15 protein-coding genes are annotated in these 19,992 nt (G+C 57.4%); 3 read left to right on the top strand and 12 right to left on the bottom strand.

Annotated features, from left to right (window positions below; genetic code table 11):
- Nucleotides 1-4 precede the first annotated feature (4 nt).
- Both BFV97_RS08845 and BFV97_RS08840 read right to left on the bottom strand, forming a co-directional pair.
- Nucleotides 5-1,357 (bottom strand): DEAD/DEAH box helicase, encoded by a 1,353-nt coding sequence (locus BFV97_RS08845; RefSeq protein ID WP_069300004.1) that lies wholly within the window; start codon nt 1,355-1,357, stop codon nt 5-7.
- 216 nt (nt 1,358-1,573) lie between these two features.
- Nucleotides 1,574-2,455 carry an NAD(P)-dependent oxidoreductase gene (locus tag BFV97_RS08840; RefSeq protein ID WP_281200946.1) on the bottom strand — a complete coding sequence of 294 codons (882 nt, stop codon included), beginning with the start codon at nt 2,453-2,455 and terminating at the stop codon, nt 1,574-1,576.
- A 115-nt stretch (nt 2,456-2,570) separates the two neighbouring features.
- On the opposite strand from BFV97_RS08840, the gene BFV97_RS08835 reads away from it, so the two are divergent.
- Entirely contained in the window at nt 2,571-5,030 is a 2,460-nt protein-coding gene (locus BFV97_RS08835) for a penicillin acylase family protein (RefSeq protein WP_069300002.1), read from the top strand.
- Between the two features lie 354 nt (nt 5,031-5,384).
- On the opposite strand, the gene BFV97_RS08830 is transcribed toward BFV97_RS08835, so the two are convergent.
- The 3 genes from BFV97_RS08830 to BFV97_RS08820 form a co-directional block, all read right to left on the bottom strand.
- Entirely contained in the window at nt 5,385-8,039 is a 2,655-nt protein-coding gene (locus BFV97_RS08830) for a TRAP transporter large permease (protein WP_069300001.1), read from the bottom strand.
- Nucleotides 8,040-8,051: 12 nt separating this feature from the next.
- Nucleotides 8,052-9,041: a TRAP transporter small permease subunit gene (locus BFV97_RS08825; RefSeq protein ID WP_069300000.1), complete on the bottom strand. Its 990-nt coding sequence runs from the start codon at nt 9,039-9,041 to the stop codon at nt 8,052-8,054.
- Nucleotides 9,042-9,183: 142 nt separating this feature from the next.
- Nucleotides 9,184-10,272, bottom strand: coding sequence for a TRAP transporter substrate-binding protein (locus BFV97_RS08820; RefSeq protein WP_069299999.1), 1,089 nt, complete (start codon nt 10,270-10,272; stop codon nt 9,184-9,186).
- Nucleotides 10,273-10,849: 577 nt separating this feature from the next.
- Between BFV97_RS08820 and BFV97_RS08815 the strand changes: the two genes are divergently transcribed.
- Together BFV97_RS08815 and ilvN are read left to right on the top strand one after the other, a co-directional pair.
- A complete protein-coding gene (locus BFV97_RS08815; RefSeq protein ID WP_069299998.1) occupies nt 10,850-12,604 on the top strand; it encodes an acetolactate synthase 3 large subunit in 1,755 nt (584 codons plus the stop codon).
- A gap of 39 nt (nt 12,605-12,643) precedes the next feature.
- Nucleotides 12,644-13,204, top strand: a complete 561-nt coding sequence (gene ilvN / locus BFV97_RS08810) for an acetolactate synthase small subunit (RefSeq protein ID WP_069299997.1) — start codon at nt 12,644-12,646, stop codon at nt 13,202-13,204.
- Nucleotides 13,205-13,270: 66 nt separating this feature from the next.
- On the opposite strand, the gene BFV97_RS08805 is transcribed toward ilvN, so the two are convergent.
- The 7 genes from BFV97_RS08805 to BFV97_RS08775 form a co-directional block, all read right to left on the bottom strand.
- The gene (locus BFV97_RS08805) at nt 13,271-13,516 is read right to left on the bottom strand and encodes a cold-shock protein (RefSeq protein WP_069299996.1); all 246 of its coding nucleotides are present in this window, start codon (nt 13,514-13,516) and stop codon (nt 13,271-13,273) included.
- 230 nt (nt 13,517-13,746) lie between these two features.
- On the bottom strand, nt 13,747-14,619 hold the full coding sequence (locus tag BFV97_RS08800; RefSeq protein WP_157888299.1) for a LysR family transcriptional regulator: 873 nt from the start codon (nt 14,617-14,619) through the stop codon (nt 13,747-13,749).
- A 73-nt stretch (nt 14,620-14,692) separates the two neighbouring features.
- On the bottom strand, nt 14,693-15,487 hold the full coding sequence (locus BFV97_RS08795; protein ID WP_069299995.1) for an FAD binding domain-containing protein: 795 nt from the start codon (nt 15,485-15,487) through the stop codon (nt 14,693-14,695).
- A gap of 13 nt (nt 15,488-15,500) precedes the next feature.
- Complete coding sequence (locus BFV97_RS08790) at nt 15,501-17,864, bottom strand: xanthine dehydrogenase family protein molybdopterin-binding subunit (RefSeq protein WP_069299994.1); 2,364 nt, start codon at nt 17,862-17,864, stop codon at nt 15,501-15,503.
- 14 nt (nt 17,865-17,878) lie between these two features.
- Entirely contained in the window at nt 17,879-18,358 is a 480-nt protein-coding gene (locus BFV97_RS08785; RefSeq protein WP_069299993.1) for a (2Fe-2S)-binding protein, read from the bottom strand.
- Nucleotides 18,359-18,411: 53 nt separating this feature from the next.
- Entirely contained in the window at nt 18,412-18,855 is a 444-nt protein-coding gene (locus BFV97_RS08780; protein ID WP_069299992.1) for an SRPBCC family protein, read from the bottom strand.
- Between the two features lie 133 nt (nt 18,856-18,988).
- A complete protein-coding gene (locus BFV97_RS08775) occupies nt 18,989-19,948 on the bottom strand; it encodes a GAF domain-containing protein (RefSeq protein ID WP_069299991.1) in 960 nt (319 codons plus the stop codon).
- Nucleotides 19,949-19,992: the final 44 nt, after the last annotated feature.

The raw sequence follows: 19,992 nt of genomic DNA, 5'->3' as shown, positions 1-19,992 counted from the left end.
TTTATCAGGACGCGGCCTGCGCTCCGGATGCTTTGCTGCGTCTGGGGCGTTTGCCTTTCGGGGCGCCTGTGCCTTCGCTGTTGGCGCTGCGCCGCTTGTGCCAGGGGCGTTTGTTGGGGTTTCCACCCTCACCCGCATCTCCGGATTTCGCAGGACCACGGCCACGACCGCCGCCATTGCCGCGACGGGCACCGCCTGCTGGTTTGCCCCGTGGTGCATCCATCACCGGCGCAGGCGAACCGTCCGCCATGCTCGCCGGAATGGATTTCTTGATGATCTTTTCGATACCGCGCAGCAGCTTTTGCTCCTCCGGTGAACAGAATGTCACCGCAAAACCAGAGGCTCCGGCCCGCGCCGTACGCCCGATCCGGTGGACATAGGCTTCGGGCACCTGTGGCAGATCATAGTTCACCACCAGTTCCACGTCCCGAATATCAATGCCGCGCGCAGCAATGTCGGTGGCGATCAGAACCGGCTTGTCCCCCTTGCGGAAGGCATCCAGCGCACGCTGGCGCTGGCCTTGGGATTTGTTGCCGTGGATCGCATCCGCGCCGATCCCTTCGACACCCAACTTCTTGGCCACTTTATCCGCACCCCGTTTGGTCCGGGTAAAGACGATGATCCGCTTGCCGGGATGTTTCTGGATCAGCTTGAAAATCGCCGTCGGCTTGGCTGAGGCATCCATATGCACCACGGATTGCTCAATCCGCTCCGCTGTGGAGGAGACAGGCGTTACCGAGACTTCGATCGGATCAGACAGGTGGTCCTCGGCCAGAGCCGCAATTTCTTTGGGCATGGTGGCAGAAAACAACAGCGTCTGACGGGATTTCGGCGTCAGGGACAGCAAACGGCGGATCGCAGGCATGAACCCGATGTCGAGCATCTGGTCCGCCTCATCAAGCACAACCGTTTCGATATGCTTTAGTGTCACGGATTTCTGCGCAATCAGGTCTTCCAAACGACCCGGTGTCGCCACAAGAATATTAATCCCCTGTGCCAGCTGGCGCTGTTGCTTGCGGATTGGAACACCGCCAATAACAAAGGCGCTTTTCAGCCCGAGACCTTTGGAATAGGTCCAGATCGCATCGTTGATCTGAGTCGCGAGTTCCCGCGTCGGCGCAAGAATCAGCGCCCGCAGTTTGCGTGGTTCGGCAGGTTTGGTGGCAGAGAGGCGATGCAGGATCGGCAGGGAAAACGCAGCCGTTTTGCCAGTACCGGTCTGGGCCAGACCAATCAGGTCCTTGCCATCCATAATGGCAGGAATGGCCTGTGCCTGAATAGGGGTGGGGGTGGAATAGTTGCTGTTAGACAACGTTTTAAGGATCGGCGTAGACAAGCCGAGGTCGGTGAAATTCACGCAATTCTCTTTTCATATGATGCGCAGGGGCGATCAAATGAAAGTCCGGCGCGGTTGCGGGCCAAAGGGCCCATTCGCGCCCTTATGCACAGAAACCACACCAAAGGTCAAACGCTATCGCTGCGTTGCAGCAAAGCGGCTCTTTTTGGCCAACTATCCCGGGGTCCGGGGCAGCGCCCCGGCCTGTCTGCTTTCAGGCACCCTATTTCCAGATCCCTATTTCAGACGCCGCATCAGGCTGGAAGTATCCCAGCGCCCGCCGCCCATCTTTTGAACATCGTGATAGAACTGGTCCACAAGTGCTGTGACAGGCAGGCTCGCGCCATTGGCGTTGCCTTCTTCCAACACAATCCCCAGATCCTTTCGCATCCAGTCCACCGCGAAACCGAACTCGAATTCATCCTTCAACATGGTGTGGCCGCGGTTCTCCATCTGCCAGCTTCCTGCCGCCCCCTTGGAGATCACATCGAGAACCGCCTCTCCGTCAAGACCGGCTTTCTGGGCAAAATGCATGCCTTCGCTCAGCCCTTGTACCAGACCTGCAATGCATATCTGGTTCACCATCTTGGTCAGTTGCCCTGCTCCTTGTGCGCCCATCAGACGACAGGATTTGGCGAAACAGTTGATATACGCTTCAACGCGGGCGTAGGTGTCGGCATCACCGCCACACATCACCGTCAGCGCGCCGTTTTCAGCGCCGGCCTGCCCACCTGAGACGGGTGCGTCGATGAACCCGATGTCGTGACCGTCGGCAGCCTCGGCCAGTTCCCGCGCCACAATGGCAGAGGTTGTGGTGTGGTCGACAAACACAGTACCCGCTGACATTCCCGCCAGCGCGCCATCGTCACCGAGCACTACGGAGCGCAAGTCATCATCGTTTCCGACACAGGCAAAAACCACTTCGGCCCCTTCTGCGGCCGCACGCGGTGTTCCGGCGGATCGGCCACCATGTTCCTTGACCCAAGCCTCGGCTTTCGCCGCAGTCCGGTTGTAGACCGTTACCGCATGGCCCTTGGCGGCCAGATGCCCCGCCATCGGGTATCCCATCACGCCCATGCCCAGAAATGCCAGTTTCGCCATAATCCATTCTCCCGTTATTCTATCGTCATCTGCATGCAACGCAGGTGTTGATTTCCGCCTGTTCCCGGGCGGGCTTATATTGTCAGTTCGGGTTTGGACTGTTACGTCCAACGGGTCAAGATACGAGGATTATATGGCTGTTGCGTTTCGCTGGTTGCTGCGGGGATTTCTGGGACTCGTCCTGATCATCGCAGTTGTTCTCTCGCTTATTTACTATTTCGCGACCCGCTCCCTGCCCGATTACGATGCAAGCTTCCGGTTGCGCGGGCTTCAGGGACCAGTGGAAATTGTGCGCGACACCAACAATGTCCCCCATATTTTCGCAGATCAGTCCGAGGATGTCTATTTCGGGCTGGGATTCGCCCATGCGCAGGACCGTCTGTGGCAGATGACCATGCTGCGGCGCACAGCGCAGGGCCGGCTGAGCGAACTCTTCGGCGCCGAGACAGCAAAGATCGACGATTTCGTGCGTCGTCTGGATCTGGCCGAACTGTCCCGCGCGTCCTTTGCCTATCAAACAGAAGAAGTCAAAGCAGCGCTGCGGGCCTATTCTGCGGGCGTGAATGCCTGGCTTGGCGTGGTGCAAAAGGATGCTTTGGGCCGTGGCGCTCCGGAGTTTTTCCTGTTTTCGCCGGAGATAGAGCCCTGGACCCCCGCCGACAGCCTGTCGATCCTGCGGGTGATGGCGCTGCAACTGTCGGGGCATCTGCGCAACGAGGTCGTACGCGCACAAGTTACACTTGCGGTGGGTAAAGACAGGGTGCGCGACATCCTGCCCGATGCACCGGGACAAGGCCGCGTGGCGCTGCCGGAATATGCCGATCTGTTTGAAACGCCCCCGACGCAATTTGCGGCAGTTGCGCCGCAACATCCGCTCGATCCGGTGGCACCCTTTGATATGGCAGGGGCCAGCAACGCATGGGCGGCTGCCAGCTCGCGGTCGGCCACGGGTGCGCCGATCCTTGCCAATGATCCCCATCTGGCGCTGTCCGCCCCGTCCATCTGGATGCTGGCGCGGATGGAGTTTCCGGACGGCGGTGTGATTGGCGGGTCCATTCCCGGTATGCCGCTGATCCTGTCTGGCCGCTCTGCGGCGCTGGGTTGGGGGCTGACCACCAGCACGCTTGATGATCTGGATGTCTATGTAGAGCGGCTCAATCCCGATAATCCGGATGAATATCTGACGCCTGACGGCTACAAACCGTTCCGCACACAACAGGTTCTGATGCGGATCAAGGATCAGGCACCGCGCACGGTAGAATTGCGCTGGACGGAAAACGGGCCGGTGATCCCGCCAAGCCACTATGATCTTGGCTCTATCACGCCGCCCGGCCATGTAACCAGTATCCGATGGGCCGCGCTGGAGGCGAATGACCAGTCGATGACCGCTGCGATCAATTTGATGCGCGCGAAATCTGTGCCAGCGGCGCGGGCCGCCCTGTCGTTTTTCAAATCACCAAGCCAGAATGTGACCCTCGCAGACCGTAATGGTGTGATGTTGCAGATGGTTGGCAAGCAACCCGCCCGCGATCCCAAGCACCGCAGTCAGGGGCGCTATCCTTCGCAGGGGTGGCTGCCGGAGAACCGCTGGAACAGCTATCTGCCCTATGAGGATAACCCCAGCGTGCGCGATCCCGCCAGCGGCATTGTGGCCAATACCAATAACAAGATCACTGATGAACCCTTCCCCCGCCATGTCTCTTACCGCTGGGGCGATACCTATCGGTTCTTGCGGCTGTCCTCGCTAATGAACGACCGCGAGGTTCACACACGGGACAGTTTCATTGAGGCGCAGTTGGACACAGGGTCTTTCGCGGCGGTTTCGCTGCTGCCGCTGGTGGCCAAGGAATTGTGGTTCACAGGGGAATCCGCCCCCGCAGGCACAGCGGAGCGCCAACGCCAGATCGCGTTGGAGATGCTGGCGGCATGGAACGGCCAGATGGACGAGCATATCCCCGAACCGCTGATCTATACTGCGTGGATGCGCCAGTTACAAAACCGGCTGATCCGCGATGAACTGGCCAATCTTGCCGATCACTTTCCCCGCCCCGATCCGGTATTTCTGGAGCGGGTTTACCGCAACGTGGAAAATGCGAGCGTCTGGTGCGATATACGACAATCGACAAAGGTAGAGACCTGCGCCGACATCGCCCGCCTGTCCCTTGACGCGGCCATTCTGGAATTAACCGAGAAATACGGTACCCATATCGACAGCTGGCGCTGGGGTCAGGCGCATCAGGCCCACCATGACCATCAGGTGCTCGGGGAGGTGCCGATCCTGTCGTGGTTTGCGAACATCCGGCAGGAAACCTCGGGCGGGGATCAGACATTGATGCGGGCCCGAACCAGTGGCACAGGGGCCGAGCCTTATGCGAATGTTCACGCTGCGGGGTTCCGTTCGGTAATTGATTTCTCCGATCCGGACAGCTCGGTCTATATTATTTCTACCGGCCAGTCGGGGCATTTCCTGTCCCGCCATTATGATGATCTGGCAGGGCTGTGGCGACGGGGGGAATATATCCTGATGTCGCTTGATCCTGATCTGGCGCGGGGCGGCGCTGTTGGTATCAACCATCTGGTGCCAGCAGAGTAAGCAAATTCTGAAATGCAGCTTCGCCCGCGCTTCCTGATGACGGCGGGCTATGGCGATCAGCGGTGCGGGTTGACCCTTGCAGGGCAGCTTTACCCGCGATCACCCTGCAATTTCGACGCTTCATATATGAAGCTTCATTTATGAAGCGTGATATATGACGCGTCTTGTATGACGCTTCATATTTGCAGGGTGATAAACGGAAAAACCTAACCTAATCGTATAGTTAGTATTTTTTCAAACAGTACTGTTTCCCGTAAAACCGCAACACCCGCCACCAAAAAAAATCCCCACCGGACCCTGTGGTCCAATGGGGATTTCCTATTTCAAACGGGGCGATCGGACCGCCCCGGTCTTTTAGAAGTTCAGGGAAATATCCCGGTGCTGTGCCGAACAAGAGGCCAGATAAAGCGCCTGCTCGCGGTTCAGTTTGGGCTGCACCCGTGTGCCGAGCGTCCCTCGGATGGCATCAAGATAGCTCGCCAGACCGACCCGAAGTTCGGCCTCTGCCGCATCGCGCCAGACCTTGCCTGCTTCATAAGCCGCCAGCGCGTCCGCGTATTCCTCTAGTGCGGCATCTACATCCGGTGTGCGGGATTTCAGTTTGCGCCGCGCCTTGCTGAGCGCAGATCGCACCTCGTCGGTTGCACCTATCTCAGAGAACTTGCGGGACAAATCATTCACCTGTCCTTCGGTTTCTTGCGGTTCACCGGTTGCAATGACAGACCGCAGATCCCGCAACTCCTGTTCCAGCGCCAGATAAGCCGCGGTTCCGTTCATTGCTTCCAGAGCTTCCGCTGCGGTTTCATAAGCCGCATCCGCCTTGCGACGATAACTGTTGCGCGCATCGTTTTCTGCCTTGGTCAGTTTGGCAAATGTGGTGTGGGTTTCCTCCCACTCCGCTGGAACCTGCGCTTGCCATCTGGCGATTTCGGCCTCGGCCGCAGCGATTTCCGCTTCCAGTTCGGCTCGACGATCCGCGTTATCCGCTTGCAACCGGCTCAGCAGTTTTTGGGCATTGTCGAGGATTTCCTGCTGGTGGCGGATTTCCTTTTCGATGCCACGTACCAAACGCAATCTCGGACGGTATTCCGATGCAGCCTCAGTGACCGCTGCCTCTGCCACGAACGCCGCTTGCAGGGCCTCCAGCGCATCCTGCGCACCCGCGATGTCGGTTTCAAGCGCCAACGCCATTTTCTTGGGCAGGATGGAGAAATTCAGCCCCTGAGCCTCTTGCACGGCCTGTTCCACCGCTCCATTGCTGCTGGCGATAACCTCACCGACATATTCCTCCATGCAGAACTGCAGTTTCGGATTGCGCGGCGGCGGAGAGGTTTCCGACAGATAGCTCACCCGGTTGGGAAGGTAGTTCACCAGCGGCGGATAGAATCCGACGATAAACAGCGCGATCAGTTGCAGCGTAATAAAGGCGATAACCCCTTTGTACATCTGCACGGTTTTCACCGCCGCCGGCGCAACCCCGCGCAAGTAGAACAGCGCAAAGCCGAAGGGCGGTGTCAGGAACGAGGTCTGGATGTTCAGACCGATCATCACCCCAAGCCAGACCGCCGTGATATTCGCCTCGGGATCGGCCAGCAGGATCGGCGCGACAATCGGCACAACCACTACCGCGATTTCGATGAAGTCGAGGAAGAAGCCAAGCACAAAGATCACCGCCATCACGATGATGAACTGGGTCCAGAACCCGCCCGGCAGAGAGTTCAGGAACTCGCGCACCAGTTCCTCGCCGCCAAAGGCGCGGAAGGCGGCTGTCAGCATCGCAGCGCCCAGAAGGATGATAAACACCAGCGACGTGGTTTTCGCTGTTTCCAGCATCACCCCGTGCAGCGTGTTGTCAATTTTCAGCGTGCGCCAGCCCGACCAGATCAGCGAAACAATCAGCGCAGCCGAGGCCGCAAGGCCGATCATCACGCCCAGACGGTCGCTCTCGGTTTGCATGCCTTTGATGTTCATCTCGAAATTGGACAGGCAAAAGGCAATTACCCCAAGGGACACCATAGCGATAATGGCCGGCACATAGGTGGTCTTGCGCCCTGCTGCCAGTCGATACCCCGCCATGATCATCGCACCGGCAGCGCCAATGGCACCCGCTTGGTTCACTGTGGCGATACCAGCAATGATGGAGCCGAGCACCAGAAAGATCAGCGCGAGTGGTGGGATCAGTGTCAGTGCCACATTGGCCCAAAACGCTGCATTGAACTCGCCCGCATATTTCACCGCAGGGGCCGAGGCCGGACGCAGGATCGCATAGACAAGGATATAGAGCATATAAAGCGCGACCAGCACCAGACCGGGAATAAACGCCCCGAGGAACATTTCACCGGCAGAGGTGGAAGCCACATCAAAGACGGATGGCATCGACAGTTCGCCGGTGGCTTCTTTATACAGCGCTTTGCGCGCGGTGGAGGCTTGGTCGGTCGCACTGGCCAGCTGGTCGGCAAGAATGATCAGAACGATCGAAGGCGGAATAATCTGCCCCAGCGTCCCAGAGGCAGCAATCGTCCCAGTTGCCAGCGACGGAGAGTAATTGTTGCGCAGCATCGCCGGCAGGGAAATCAGCCCCATCGCCACCACAGTCGCGCCCACGATCCCTGTTGTCGCAGCCAGCAGTGCGCCCACAAAGACCACCGAAATCCCCAAACCACCCGGCACCGGGCCGAACAATTGGGCCATTGTCACCAGAAGGTCTTCGGCAATTTTGGAGCGTTGCAGCATGATGCCCATAAAGATGAACAGCGGGATGGCGATCAGCGTATCCCGTTCGACTTCCCAATAGACGCCGCGCAGGTTTGTCACCCCCGCAGACAGCCACTGTTGCGGCCCGCCAGAGTGGAAATAGGCGTCCGTGCTGCCGTCAAACAGATAACCCGCACCGGCAGCAAGGCCGATGGTGATGATTGCCGCCCCCGGTAGGGCAAAGGCCACCGGATAACCGGAGCCAAGGGCCGTGGCCATGATCAGGACCAGTATGGCGAGAAAGAGAATTTCCATGTTATTCGGTCCTTAGTGGGCCACAGGTGCAAGCTCGCGCTTGCCCGGTTCGCTGCGGTAGTCAGCGACTGCTTCGAAGAAATAGCTTACAAACTGGATCAGCATGGTGATCGCAAACAGCCCGAGAAATCCGGCCATCTGGTATTTCACAAACATGCCAACGCCCCCTGTTTGGGTGATCTCGAAATTCATAAGCGGTGCATTGATGATGGATTGTTTGCCGTTCAGCCCGATGTAAAGAATGACCCAAGCGGTCGCCGCTCCCAGAAACAGGGACCCGAATGCGTTCACAAAGCCCCGTGTTTTATTGGTGAAACCGGCGTACAGCACGTCAACCCGCACATGGCCTTCCTCATAGAGCGTATAGGCCGAGGCAAAGAGGAACAGGGCCGCATACCAGTAGCGCACCAGATCGCCCATCAGCGCCTGTTCATAGGAAAACACAAACCGCGAGATCACGATCAGCAACTCGGAGGCCACAATCATCAGGGTCAGCCACGTAAAGCCGAGCGTGCGGGTAAACAGCCCGATGACAAAGCTCAGCCCGATCAGCGGCAGGTGGACATAGCTGCCCACATAGCGCGACAGCCCGAGAGAGCGCACCGTATCCTCGCTAAAGAACACGTCCAGCCCCTTTTCCACCCGCAGGATCGCAATAAGCGAATCCGCGATGCCCACCAGCAGTACCGACCAGAAACAGACGCGGATCAGGTAGAGATTGAATTTGTGAATGCGGTCCGCATCCCAGCGCAGCGCCACATCCCGTGTCGCCAGCACAAACAGGATCGCCCCCGCCACAAGCACGGCATAAACGGCCAGCGCAACCGTGCCGCCCTGCCCCTGCAAAAGATCCAGCACGCCGGCGTAGCCATAGCCTACGTTAAGAATATTGTTGATAAGAAAAGCTGCAAGACAGGCGAGTATCGTCCAGCCTGTCATACGCACCAGCGGCGCTGGCCTGCCATATTTGCGGAGTACGACGGGTTGTTCTGCGTCGGCCATATGTCCCCCCCGGGATCAAGTATTGGTGTTGCCAGTATCCGGTCAACCTGCCCGCTTCTGATGCGCGGTGTTTTGTATTTGGTTTGGATACGGGGAAGAGCGGGGCTGTTAAGCCCCGCCCCGATCAGCATGTTCAGGTGCCTTAGATAAGGCCGAGAACACGGTTACGCTGGTTGATGAAGGTCCCTTCAAAGGCTGCAAGCATTGCGCCTTGCGCCCGCAGCGTTGACTGGAAGTGGTCATCCACCTCTGTCGCCAAGGCAGAGTGCGCACGGGCGTCTTCAAACACCTCTGCGGCGGCCTCTCCGAAGGCATCCCAGACATCGTCATTGAAAGCACGGACCTGAACGCCGTGATCATCCACCAGACGGGCAAGGAATTCCCCGTTCTTGGCGATGGCTTCTTCGTGGGAAGAGGCCAGTTCTTCGGCACAAGCGGCTTCGATGATCGCTTTTTCATAGTCGGACAGACCGTCCCACCATGCTTTGTTCATACCAAATGCGATGCCGCCGCCCGGCTCGTGCATACCACCAGTGTAGTAGTATTTTGCCGCTTCGTAGAACTTCATGAAGTAGTCGTTATACGGACCAACCCATTCTGTTGCTTCGATGGAACCGGATACAAGGTTTTCGTAGATCTGGCCGCCGGGCAGTGACACAGTCGATGCGCCCATTTTGGACAGAACCTGACCGCCAAGGCCCGGAATACGCATTTTCAGACCGTTGAAATCATCCGGAGAGTTGATTTCCTTGTTAAACCAGCCGCCAGCCTGTGTGCCGGTTGAGCCGCAACCAATAGCTTTCAGACCGAATTCGCCGGACAGTTTGTCCCACAACGCCTGACCGCCTGCGTGTTTGATCCAGGCGTTCCACTCCGGTGTGGACATCCCGAACGGAACGGAGGTGAAATAGTTGAATGCAGGGTGCTTGCCGCCCCAGTAATAATCCGCGCCGATATAGGCCTGGCTGTTGCCCGAAGCGACTTCGTCAAAGGAGTCAAAGGCCCCAACGCGTTCGCCGGCTGCGAAATACTCTACGTTGAACGCGCCATTGGACAGAACGGCGATCCGTTCGGCAAGACGCTGTGCAGATGTACCCAGACCCGGAAAATCCCGTGGCCAAGTTGATACGATTGTCAGTTGTTTTGCGTGGCTTGCCGCGACCGCAGGGCTGGCCAGCGCCGCAGCACCGGCACCAAGCGCCGCACTCGTAAGAAACTTACGTCGTTCCATATAAAGATTTCCTCCATGTTGTCTTTTTTACGCATTTTCTAACGGATCGGTAATCTCTCCCAAGCGATCCGCTGTATGCCAGACCACAATGCAATGGACGTAATTAAAAAAGCAACAATTAATCAAACCAACCAACCTAGGGCCAGTAAATTAAGGACATGAGGCCAGATGCCGGCAAAACGGTCGGGTAAATAGTGTCAGACAATGCCAAAATTTTTGGCAGTTTTTCCGGCGCGGGACCTGCGAATCTGCATTGGTATGCAAAAAGGCGCCGGAACAGATTCTCGCCCTGTGCACGGCACCTTGATCAGCTGCAAACATCAGAGGATTCACCAACGGTTTTCCGAATGTTTCAAAAACCGGCGTTAAAACGACATTTTCTTGGCAAAAGCTCTTGACCCTCCCAACCACCCTCCATAATGTCACCGCCATGAGAACGGAAATGGCATATATTCTAGTCGTGGTGACGTAGCGCATGGCGCGGAAACGGTAACGATCGTTCCTACACCCATGCGCGCCCCCCTGAACGGGGGTTTTTTTATGCCTGATCCTATGATGTGAAGCTGGAGCAAGAAAAATGACACGTCAGATGAGTGGAGCCCAAATTGTTGTTAAAGCCCTGAAGGATCAGGGTGTGGACACAGTCTTCGGATACCCCGGTGGCGCTGTGCTGCCGATCTATGATGAAATCTTCCAGCAAAACGACATTCGCCACGTTCTGGTGCGCCACGAACAGGGCGCGACCCACGCGGCCGAAGGCTATGCGCGATCCACCGGCAAGCCCGGCGTTGTTCTTGTGACCTCCGGTCCGGGTGCGACAAACGCTGTGACCGGCATGACCGATGCGCTGATGGACAGCATTCCGATGATCGTGCTTACAGGTCAGGTGCCCACCTTCATGATCGGCAACGATGCCTTTCAGGAGGCAGATACCGTTGGCATCACCCGCCCCTGTACCAAGCACAACTGGCTGGTGCGGGACACGAACGAGCTGGCCAAGACCATGCATCAGGCGTTTCATGTCGCCACCTCGGGCCGCCCCGGTCCGGTGCTGATCGACATCCCGAAGGATGTGCAGTTTGCCAATGGGACTTATGTAGCACCAGCAAAAGCGGACAAAGGCCATTACAACCCGCGCGTCAAAGGCGATATGGACAAGATCACCGAACTGGCCGCGCTGATGGAGACCGCGAAAAAGCCGGTGATCTATTCCGGTGGCGGTGTGATCAACTCCGGTCCGGCGGCCTCTATGTTGCTGCGCGAGCTGGCGGATGCGACGAAATTCCCTGTAACCTCTACCCTGATGGGGCTGGGCGCGTATCCGGCCAGCAGTGACAAATGGATCGGCATGTTGGGGATGCACGGCACCTATGAGGCGAATATGACCATGCACGACTGCGATCTGATGATCTGCGTTGGCGCACGGTTTGACGACCGGATCACCGGACGGGTGGACGCCTTCAGCCCGAATTCCAAGAAGGTTCATATCGACATCGACCCGTCTTCCATCAACAAGGTGATCCATGTGGATGTGCCGATCATCGGGGACATCGGGCATGTTCTGGAAGATCTGATGAAAGTCTGGAAATCCCGCGGCCGCAAGACCGAAGCAGAGGCGATCACCAAATGGTGGGGCAAGATCAACCAGTGGCGCGCCAAAGATTGTCTGGGCTTCAAACAGGAAGGCAAGATCATCAAGCCGCAATATGCGCTGCAACGGCTTGAGGCGCTGACCAAGGATCACGACCGCTATATCACCACCGAAGTGGGCCAGCACCAGATGTGGGCAGCACAGTTCCTTGGGTTTAACGATCCGAACCGCTGGATGACGTCGGGTGGGCTTGGCACAATGGGCTATGGCTTTCCGGCCTCGATCGGGGTGCAAATGGCGCATCCTGAATCACTCGTCATTAATATCGCGGGGGAAGCAAGCTGGCTGATGAACATGCAGGAAATGGGCACCGCCATGCAGTACCGCCTTCCGGTGAAACAGTTCATCCTGAACAACGAACGCCTTGGCATGGTGCGACAGTGGCAGGAACTTCTGCACGGCGAACGCTATTCCAGCAGCTGGTCTGAATCCCTGCCCGATTTCGTGAAACTGGCCGAAGCCTTTGGCGCCAAGGGTATTCAGGTGTCCGATCCCGATGATCTGGACGATGCGATCCTTGAGATGATCAACCATGACGGTCCGGTTCTGTTCGACTGTCTGGTGGAAAAACACGAAAACTGCTTCCCGATGATCCCGTCGGGCAAAGCCCATAACGAGATGCTCCTCGGCAACGCCTCGACCGAAGGCGCGATTGAAGCCGGTGGCGCGGTGATGGTTTAACCCGCGCCCTGCCCTTCAACGCTAATAATGGAAAAAACAATGAACGCACTCCGGATCAAGAAAGGCGCCTCCCGCAAGAGCGCCTATGACCTAAGAAGCACCTATGGTGACGAAATTGAAACCCACACGCTAGCGGTGCTGGTGGATAACGAAGCGGGTGTTCTGGCCCGTGTGATCGGCCTGTTTTCGGGACGGGGCTACAATATCGAAAGCCTCACCGTGGCGGAAACCGATCACGCTGGGCATCTGTCGCGGATCACGGTTGTCACCACGGGAACGCCGCAGGTGATCGAACAGATCAAGGCACAGCTTGGCCGTCTGGTGCCGGTCCACGAAGTACACGACCTGACCGTTGAAGGCCCGAGTGTGGAACGGGAGCTGGCGCTGATCAAAGTGAACGGTGTCGGGGAAAAGCGGGTGGAGGCGATGCGCACGTCCGAAGTGTTCCGCGCCAATGTTGTGGACAGCACGCTGGAGAGTTTTGTGTTTGAAATCACCGGCGCGCCGGAGAAAATCGACGCATTTGTCGAGATGATGCGTCCGCTCGGCCTGGTCGAAGTGGCCCGGACCGGTGTCGCCGCGATCATGCGCGGCAGCTGATCCGAGACGTAATCATATTAATTGATCGGGCACGTCGATGGCGTGCCCTTCAAACTGGCACAGAAATTAGCTGAGCGCTTGCAGCCCTTTGAGTTTCCGGATCGACGAAACCCTGGAAGAATTTACGCCCTCAAAAGCACTGTAGTCGATTTCGGCACCGCTTTGCACACCGCTCAGCCCAAAGTCAGACAAAGCATCTTTTGTCAAAAAAACGCTTGCACCGGTATCCGCCTGACGGACAAATCCGTAGCCGCGACTGGCATCATACCAAAGCACCCGCCCCTTTTTTACAGTCTGTGCCTTTTGTCCCATCTATTATCACCCTAGCAAAATATCAGATAATCATTCGGTATTTCTCTTCTTTCTTTCGGGTAATGTTTGCAAGCAGCACCCTTCAGTCCCTTAATTATATAGCTTGTTCTCAATTTTTAACAGGGAAGCGGGCGATTTTTTATTTGTTTAAGTTCATATGGTTGACCTATCAACCAAAAAATAGCTTTACGCGCGGCAACGTTTTTGGCAGCGCTGGGAAAGGTAACGAATCATCCTTCCTTCAAGTGATCAATCAACGCACGCAGGGATGCAGGCATGTTCCGTTTTTGCGGATATACGATATTTATATCCGCCGCCGGAAACTGATAATCTGACAGCACCGGTACCAATTCGCCGGTTTCAAAAGCATCTCCGATCAGGAAATCCGGCTGCACAGAAATGCCAAATCCGGCAATTGTAAGCCGGCGGTTATACGCGCCGGAATTGCTGGCGAACCGCCCGGTTATCCGCTTGCGCACCTCTTGACCATCCTTTTGCGCAACCCATTCGGACCCGGACGTCAGGTTGTTGTAGCGCAAGCATTCGTGATCCGATAGCGCCTCAAAACTACGCGGCATGCCGTGACGTTCGATATAGGCCGGCGCGGCACAGCACATCAGCTGCGCCACCCCGATCTTGCGAGCAAACAAGCCGCTGTCATCCAGCTGGCCAATCCGTACGGCCGCGTCAAACCCTTCAGAGATCAGGTCCACGCGCTTGTCCGACAGTTGCAGAACCAGTTCAACCTCTTCATGCGCGCAGGCGAAATCTTGCAGTTTGGGGGCCAGCACCGCCTCGGTATAGGCGATTGGCAGGGACAGGCGCAGCCGCCCGCTGACAGTGGCGCTGCTGCATTTTGCAGCCTCGTTCGCGGCGTCAATCCGCGCCAGAATATCAAGGCAACTGTGGTAATAGTCGCGCCCCAGATCCGTTGGCACCACAGAGCGCGTAGAGCGGTTCACCAGTTGCGCCCCGAGATCGGTTTCAAGATCGGTGATCCGGCGCGAACATACGGATTTCGCAATTCCGAGCCGCGCTGCTGCGGCGGTGAAACTGCTCTCTTCAACCACGGCAATCAGGGTTTGCATGTGAACAATATCCATGATCAGTCCTGTCCAGAAATAAAAAAGGGCCCCCGCCGTTACCGACAAAGGCCCTTCTTTGATTTAGCAGTCCTTAACTGTTGTCAACGGCCCGCCCTGCCATGACGCCAACAAGATGGGCGCGATATTCGGACGATCCGTGAATATCGGCCATCATATCTGCGGCATCGGTGCTGACGCCCTGAGCCGCATCCGCGGACCAGTTCGCGCCAAGCGCCTCTTCCAGTGCGCTGTGGCGGAATACACCGTCATTGCCAGCCCCCGTAACCGCAACCCGTACGCCATTTGCGGTTTGGGCTGCCATCACGCCAACCATTGCGTAACGGGACGCGGGGTTCGGGAATTTGGCATATCCGGCTTTGGCAGGTTTGGGGAATTTCACCGCAGTGACCATCTCGCCTTCCTCAAGGGCTGTTTCAAACATGCCCACAAAGAATTCGTCCGCCGGAACCTCCCGTGAATCCGTCACGATAGTCGCCCCGAGGCCAAGACAGGCCGCCGGATAATCCGCCGCTGGATCGTTGTTGGCGATAGACCCGCCGATGGTGCCACGAGCCCGCACAGCGGGATCTCCGATGCCACTGGCAAGACTAACCAGAGCGGGGATAGCCTGCGCCACCTCGGATGATCCGGCCACCTGCGCATGGGTGCAGGCCGCGCCGATTGTCACCGTGTCACCGTCTACGCTGATGTTTTTCAGGGCATCAATCCCCGAGACATCCACCAGATCGGAGGGCGCGGCGAGCCGTTGTTTCATGGTCGGGATCAGGGTTTGCCCGCCGGCCAGAAACTTGCCGTCCTCGGTGCCTGCCAGTTTCGATGTTGCATCCGAAACAGAGGACGCACGGTAGTAAGTTGTATCATACATGGTCTATCACTCCTTATTCGGCCGCTTGCGCCGCAGAGACCTGTTGCAGGGCTGCCCAGACCCGCGACGGGGTGGCTGGCATGGACAGGTTGTTGTTGCCGATGGCATCGGTGATGGCATTGATCACCGCTGGCGGTGAACCGATGGCCCCTGCCTCGCCGCAGCCTTTCATGCCCAGCGGATTGCCCGGACAGGTGGTGCTGTGATGGCTGACGGTATAGTTTGGCACATCGTCGGCGCGGGGCATGCAGTAATCCATATAAGACCCCGACAAAAGCTGCCCGTCATCGTCATAGACCGCATGTTCCAGCATGGCCTGACCGATCCCTTGCGCGATCCCGCCATGCACCTGACCTTCCACAATCATCGGGTTGATGATGGTGCCAAAGTCGTCTGATGCGGTGAACTGCACGATCTCGGTAACACCGGTTTGCGGATCGACTTCGACCTCGCAAATGTAACAGCCCGCAGGGAAGGTAAAGTTGGTCGGGTCGTAAAATGCCCCTTCTTTCAGGCCGGGTTCCATGCCTTCGGGCAGGTTGTGGGCGGTATAGGCGGACAGCCCGACTTCATGCCAGCCCATCGCCTTGTCGGTGCCTTTGACCTTCACCTCGCCGCCTTCAATGACAATGTCATCTTCAGAGGCTTCCAGCACATGGGCCGCGATCTTTTTGACCTTGGCCTCAACCTTGTCGAGCGCCTTGGAAATCGCGGACATGCCCACCGCACCGGAGCGCGAACCATAGGTGCCCATGCCGAACTGAACCTTGTCGGTGTCACCATGAACGATCTGGATGTTGTCCGTTGGCAGGTCGAACCGCTCTGACACAAGCTGGGCAAAGGTGGTTTCATGCCCCTGCCCGTGGCTGTGCGATCCTGTCAGGATTTCGATGGTGCCAACAGGGTTTACACGGACTTCCGCGCTTTCCCACAGACCGACACCCGCGCCAAGTGATCCGACCGCAGCCGAAGGTGCGATGCCGCAGGCTTCGATATAGTTGGAATAGCCCAAACCCCGCAGTTTGCCCCGCCTGGCCGCCTCTTCCTTGCGCGCAGAAAATCCGGCTACATCGGCGGCGGCTTTGGCCTGATCAAGGTTTCCGGCAAAATCGCCACTGTCATAGGCCATAATCACCGGCGTTTGATGGGGGAATTCCCGCACAAAGTTCTGACGCCGCAATTCGCCCGGATCAACACCCAGTTCCCGCGCAGCGGTTTCCATCATCCGCTCAATCAGATAGGCCGCTTCCGGCCGCCCTGCCCCGCGGTAGGCATCCACAGGCACCGTATTGGTGTAATAGGTCTGCACATCGCAATACACATTGGCGATATTGTACTGGCCCGACAGAAGCGTTGCATAGAGATAGGTCGGCACCGAAGAGGAAAACAGGGACATATAGGCCCCGAGATTTGCCTTGGTGTTGATCTTGAAACCGACGATATTGTTGTCCGCATCAAAGCCCATTGTCGCAGTCGAGACATGATCCCGCCCGTGGGCATCTGTCAGGAAAGCTTCGGAGCGGGTGGAGGTCCATTTTACTGAACGGTTGGTCTTCATCGACGCCCAGAGACAGACGATTTCTTCGGGATAAATGTAGATTTTGGCACCAAAGCCGCCCCCCACATCCGGCGCAATCACCCGCAATTTATGCTCTGGCGCTACATTGTAAAACGCTGAGAGCACCAGACGGGCCACATGGGGGTTCTGAGAGGTGGTGTATAGCGTGTAGTGATCTTCGGATTCATCAAAAGTCGCCACCGCAGAACGGGGTTCCATCGGGTTTGGCGACAGCCGGTTGTTGGTGATCTCCATCGTGGTTGTGTGATGGGCCGAGGCAAGTGCTGCGTCGGTTTCATCCTTGTTGCCGATCTCCCAATCAAAAATCAGGTTGCCCGGCGCGTTTTCGTGGATTTGCGGGGCACCTTCTTTCATGGAGGCAAGCACGTTAGAGGTGGCGGGCAGGATTTCGTAATCCACCATCACCGCTTCGGCAGCGGCCTGCGCCTGCGCCTTGCTGTCTGCGATGACAACGGCCACCGCATCGCCCACATAACGCACCTTATCTGTGGCCAGCGCGGACCATGCGCCCATATTCATCGGGCTGCCGTCTTTAGAGGTGATCCCCCATCCGCAGATGATGTTTCCGATCCCGTCCCCTGTCAGTTGATGACCGTTCAGAACCGCTTCAACCCCGTCCATCGCTTCGGCGGCAGAGGTATCAATGCTTTTCACATTTGCATGGGCATGGGGCGAACGCACGAAGGCTGCATAAGCCTGATTAGGCTGGACAATATCGTCTGTATATTTGCCTTTTCCGGTGATGAAACGTTTGTCCTCTTTGCGCAGGACACGGGCGCCAATTCCTTGATCTGTCATGGTTAAACCCTCCCTTATGCCATTTTCGATGCGCCGTCAGCGATCGCTTTGACAATGTTATGATAGCCTGTGCAGCGGCAGATATTACCTTCCAGTTCCTCGCGGATGGCATGTTCGTCCAGCGTCTTTCCAGCTTCCTTATAGCGCGAGACCATATCGGTGGCGGTCATGATCATGCCGGGCGTACAAAAGCCACATTGCAGACCGTGGTTTTCCTTAAACGCCACCTGCATCGGGTGCAGATCGTCCTTGCTTGCCGCGACACCTTCGATGGTTGTCACCTCGGCCCCCTCAGCAGAGGCTGCCAGCATGGTGCAGGCTTTGACCGCCTGTCCGTTCACATGGACCACACAAGCCCCGCATTGGGATGTATCACAGCCCACATGGGTTCCGGTCAGCCGCAGGTTCTCGCGGATATAGTCCACCAGCAAGGTGTTGTCGGGCACCTCGGCGCTGCGCGCCTTCCCGTTCACGGTCATTGTTACTTTCGTCATGATTTCCTCCCAGAATTGACGGGCAAACCGGCCCTGAATATGTAATTTACGTGTTAACTGTCTTCCAGCTCGTCCCGCAGGTTGGCAAAGAACTTATCCGCCAGCTTCGCCGCCGTGGACTGGATCAACCGAGAGCCAAGCTGGGCAATTTTGCCGCCTACTTGCGCTTCGGCCTGATAGGTCAGGATGGTTTCATTGCCGTCTTCGGCCAGTTGCACATCCGCGCCGCCCTTGGCAAAACCGGCGATACCGCCTTTGCCTTCGCCCTCAATTTTCAGGGAATTTGGCGCGTCCATGTCTTTCAGCGTGACCTCGCCTGCGAATTTGGCTTTCACGGGGCCGATTTTCAGAGACACTTTGGCGCTCATTTCCGTGTCGCTGGTTTTCTCTAACTCTTCGCAGCCCGGAATGGCGCCGCGCAAGATTTCAGGGTCCTGAATTGCGTCCCAAACGGTTTGAATGGGGGCGGCAATGCGGTATTCGCCTGACATATCCATGTGATGTAATCCTCCCGAATTTTCAAAAATTAGACTGCAGAAGGCTTTGCCCTGTCAACGATCCCGCCCTGTCCCGCAGGGCAAGACGGACACATTGCTGTTGCAAACTGTCTCATGTTTGCGACAACCCGCGTCAGGAGGACAACTGGTGCTTTTTCAGAAGGCGGTAAAAGGTGGCCCTGCTGACGCCCAACTGCTTGGCTGCAAGGGTCGCATTGCCCCGTGCCGCTGCCATAGCGCGGCGGATAGCGGCCCGTTCCGCATCTTTCAAACCCAGCGCAGGTGCCTCGTCCGGCAGGATTTCCGTGCGCGGCAGCGGAATGTCAAAAGTCTCATGCTGAAGGCCATAAAGACGCCGCGCCGCGCGGTTCGCCCCGATTACCAGATCATCCCGATCCGACGCCAGCAGCGGCGTGCCAAGGGCCGTAACCTCATCCGCGACGATGATGCGTGCCCCGTCAAAAGACGCACGAAAATATTCGGTTTCAATCCGGTTGGCCGCACTGATCACCAATGAGGCCATCATCTGCGCGAAACTGTCGTTCATATCATCCCGCGCACTGGAAATATCCAGCACCGCAATCAGATCGCCACTGGCATCGAAAATCGGCGCGCCGGCGCAGGACATGCCGATGATTTCCTCTAGGTAATGCTGGTCCTTATAGATCAACACGGGGCGTTCTTCCAAAGCACAGGTGCCAACGCCGTTGGTTCCCACGCGCTGCTCGCTCCAGATTGCGCCGGAGCGGGCGCCAAGCACGTTCAGCGGGCGTTCATCCACGTCATGGATCAGACGGTGCAGCACCACGCTGTCCTTATTGGTCAGCATCACACAGCAGCCGGTTTTCACCACGGCCGTGAACAGGTTTTCCATGATCGGTTTGGCAATATGCAAAAGCCGGTCGAGCCGCTGCTGTTCAAAGCGCAGTTCGGACTGGCTGAGCAGATCCTGCGGACGCCGCAAATCGGGTTCCAGCCCGTGATGGAACATGGACCGCGCCCAGGACGCGGCAATGGCAGAGCGTGCAGGCGCGCGCCCTTCGACTTGTGCATGTACCTTTTCCACATGGCTGGCGTATTGCTGCGCTGGCATGATGGATCCTCCCACCGCAACCAGACCACGGGTCCGGCAATAAA

Origin of the sequence: Neptunicoccus sediminis, assembly GCF_001719615.1 — a bacterium.
Lineage (GTDB): Bacteria > Pseudomonadota > Alphaproteobacteria > Rhodobacterales > Rhodobacteraceae > Amylibacter > Amylibacter sediminis.
The sequence above is the reverse complement of the archived record's forward strand: the minus strand, read 5'-3'. Positions and strand labels throughout refer to the sequence as shown.

Coding starts and splice junctions, on each gene's coding strand:
- BFV97_RS08790 (WP_069299994.1), bottom strand. CDS start 17,864: ATGACAGATCAAGGAATTGGCGCCCGTGTCCTGCGCAAAGAGGACAAA.
- BFV97_RS08825 (WP_069300000.1), bottom strand. CDS start 9,041: ATGGCCGACGCAGAACAACCCGTCGTACTCCGCAAATATGGCAGGCCA.
- BFV97_RS08800 (WP_157888299.1), bottom strand. CDS start 14,619: ATGGATATTGTTCACATGCAAACCCTGATTGCCGTGGTTGAAGAGAGC.
- BFV97_RS08805 (WP_069299996.1), bottom strand. CDS start 13,516: ATGGGACAAAAGGCACAGACTGTAAAAAAGGGGCGGGTGCTTTGGTAT.
- BFV97_RS08830 (WP_069300001.1), bottom strand. CDS start 8,039: ATGGAAATTCTCTTTCTCGCCATACTGGTCCTGATCATGGCCACGGCC.
- BFV97_RS08815 (WP_069299998.1), top strand. CDS start 10,850: ATGACACGTCAGATGAGTGGAGCCCAAATTGTTGTTAAAGCCCTGAAG.
- BFV97_RS08775 (WP_069299991.1), bottom strand. CDS start 19,948: ATGCCAGCGCAGCAATACGCCAGCCATGTGGAAAAGGTACATGCACAA.
- BFV97_RS08795 (WP_069299995.1), bottom strand. CDS start 15,487: ATGTATGATACAACTTACTACCGTGCGTCCTCTGTTTCGGATGCAACA.
- BFV97_RS08785 (WP_069299993.1), bottom strand. CDS start 18,358: ATGACGAAAGTAACAATGACCGTGAACGGGAAGGCGCGCAGCGCCGAG.
- BFV97_RS08835 (WP_069300002.1), top strand. CDS start 2,571: ATGGCTGTTGCGTTTCGCTGGTTGCTGCGGGGATTTCTGGGACTCGTC.
- BFV97_RS08780 (WP_069299992.1), bottom strand. CDS start 18,855: ATGGATATGTCAGGCGAATACCGCATTGCCGCCCCCATTCAAACCGTT.
- ilvN (WP_069299997.1), top strand. CDS start 12,644: ATGAACGCACTCCGGATCAAGAAAGGCGCCTCCCGCAAGAGCGCCTAT.
- BFV97_RS08820 (WP_069299999.1), bottom strand. CDS start 10,272: ATGGAACGACGTAAGTTTCTTACGAGTGCGGCGCTTGGTGCCGGTGCT.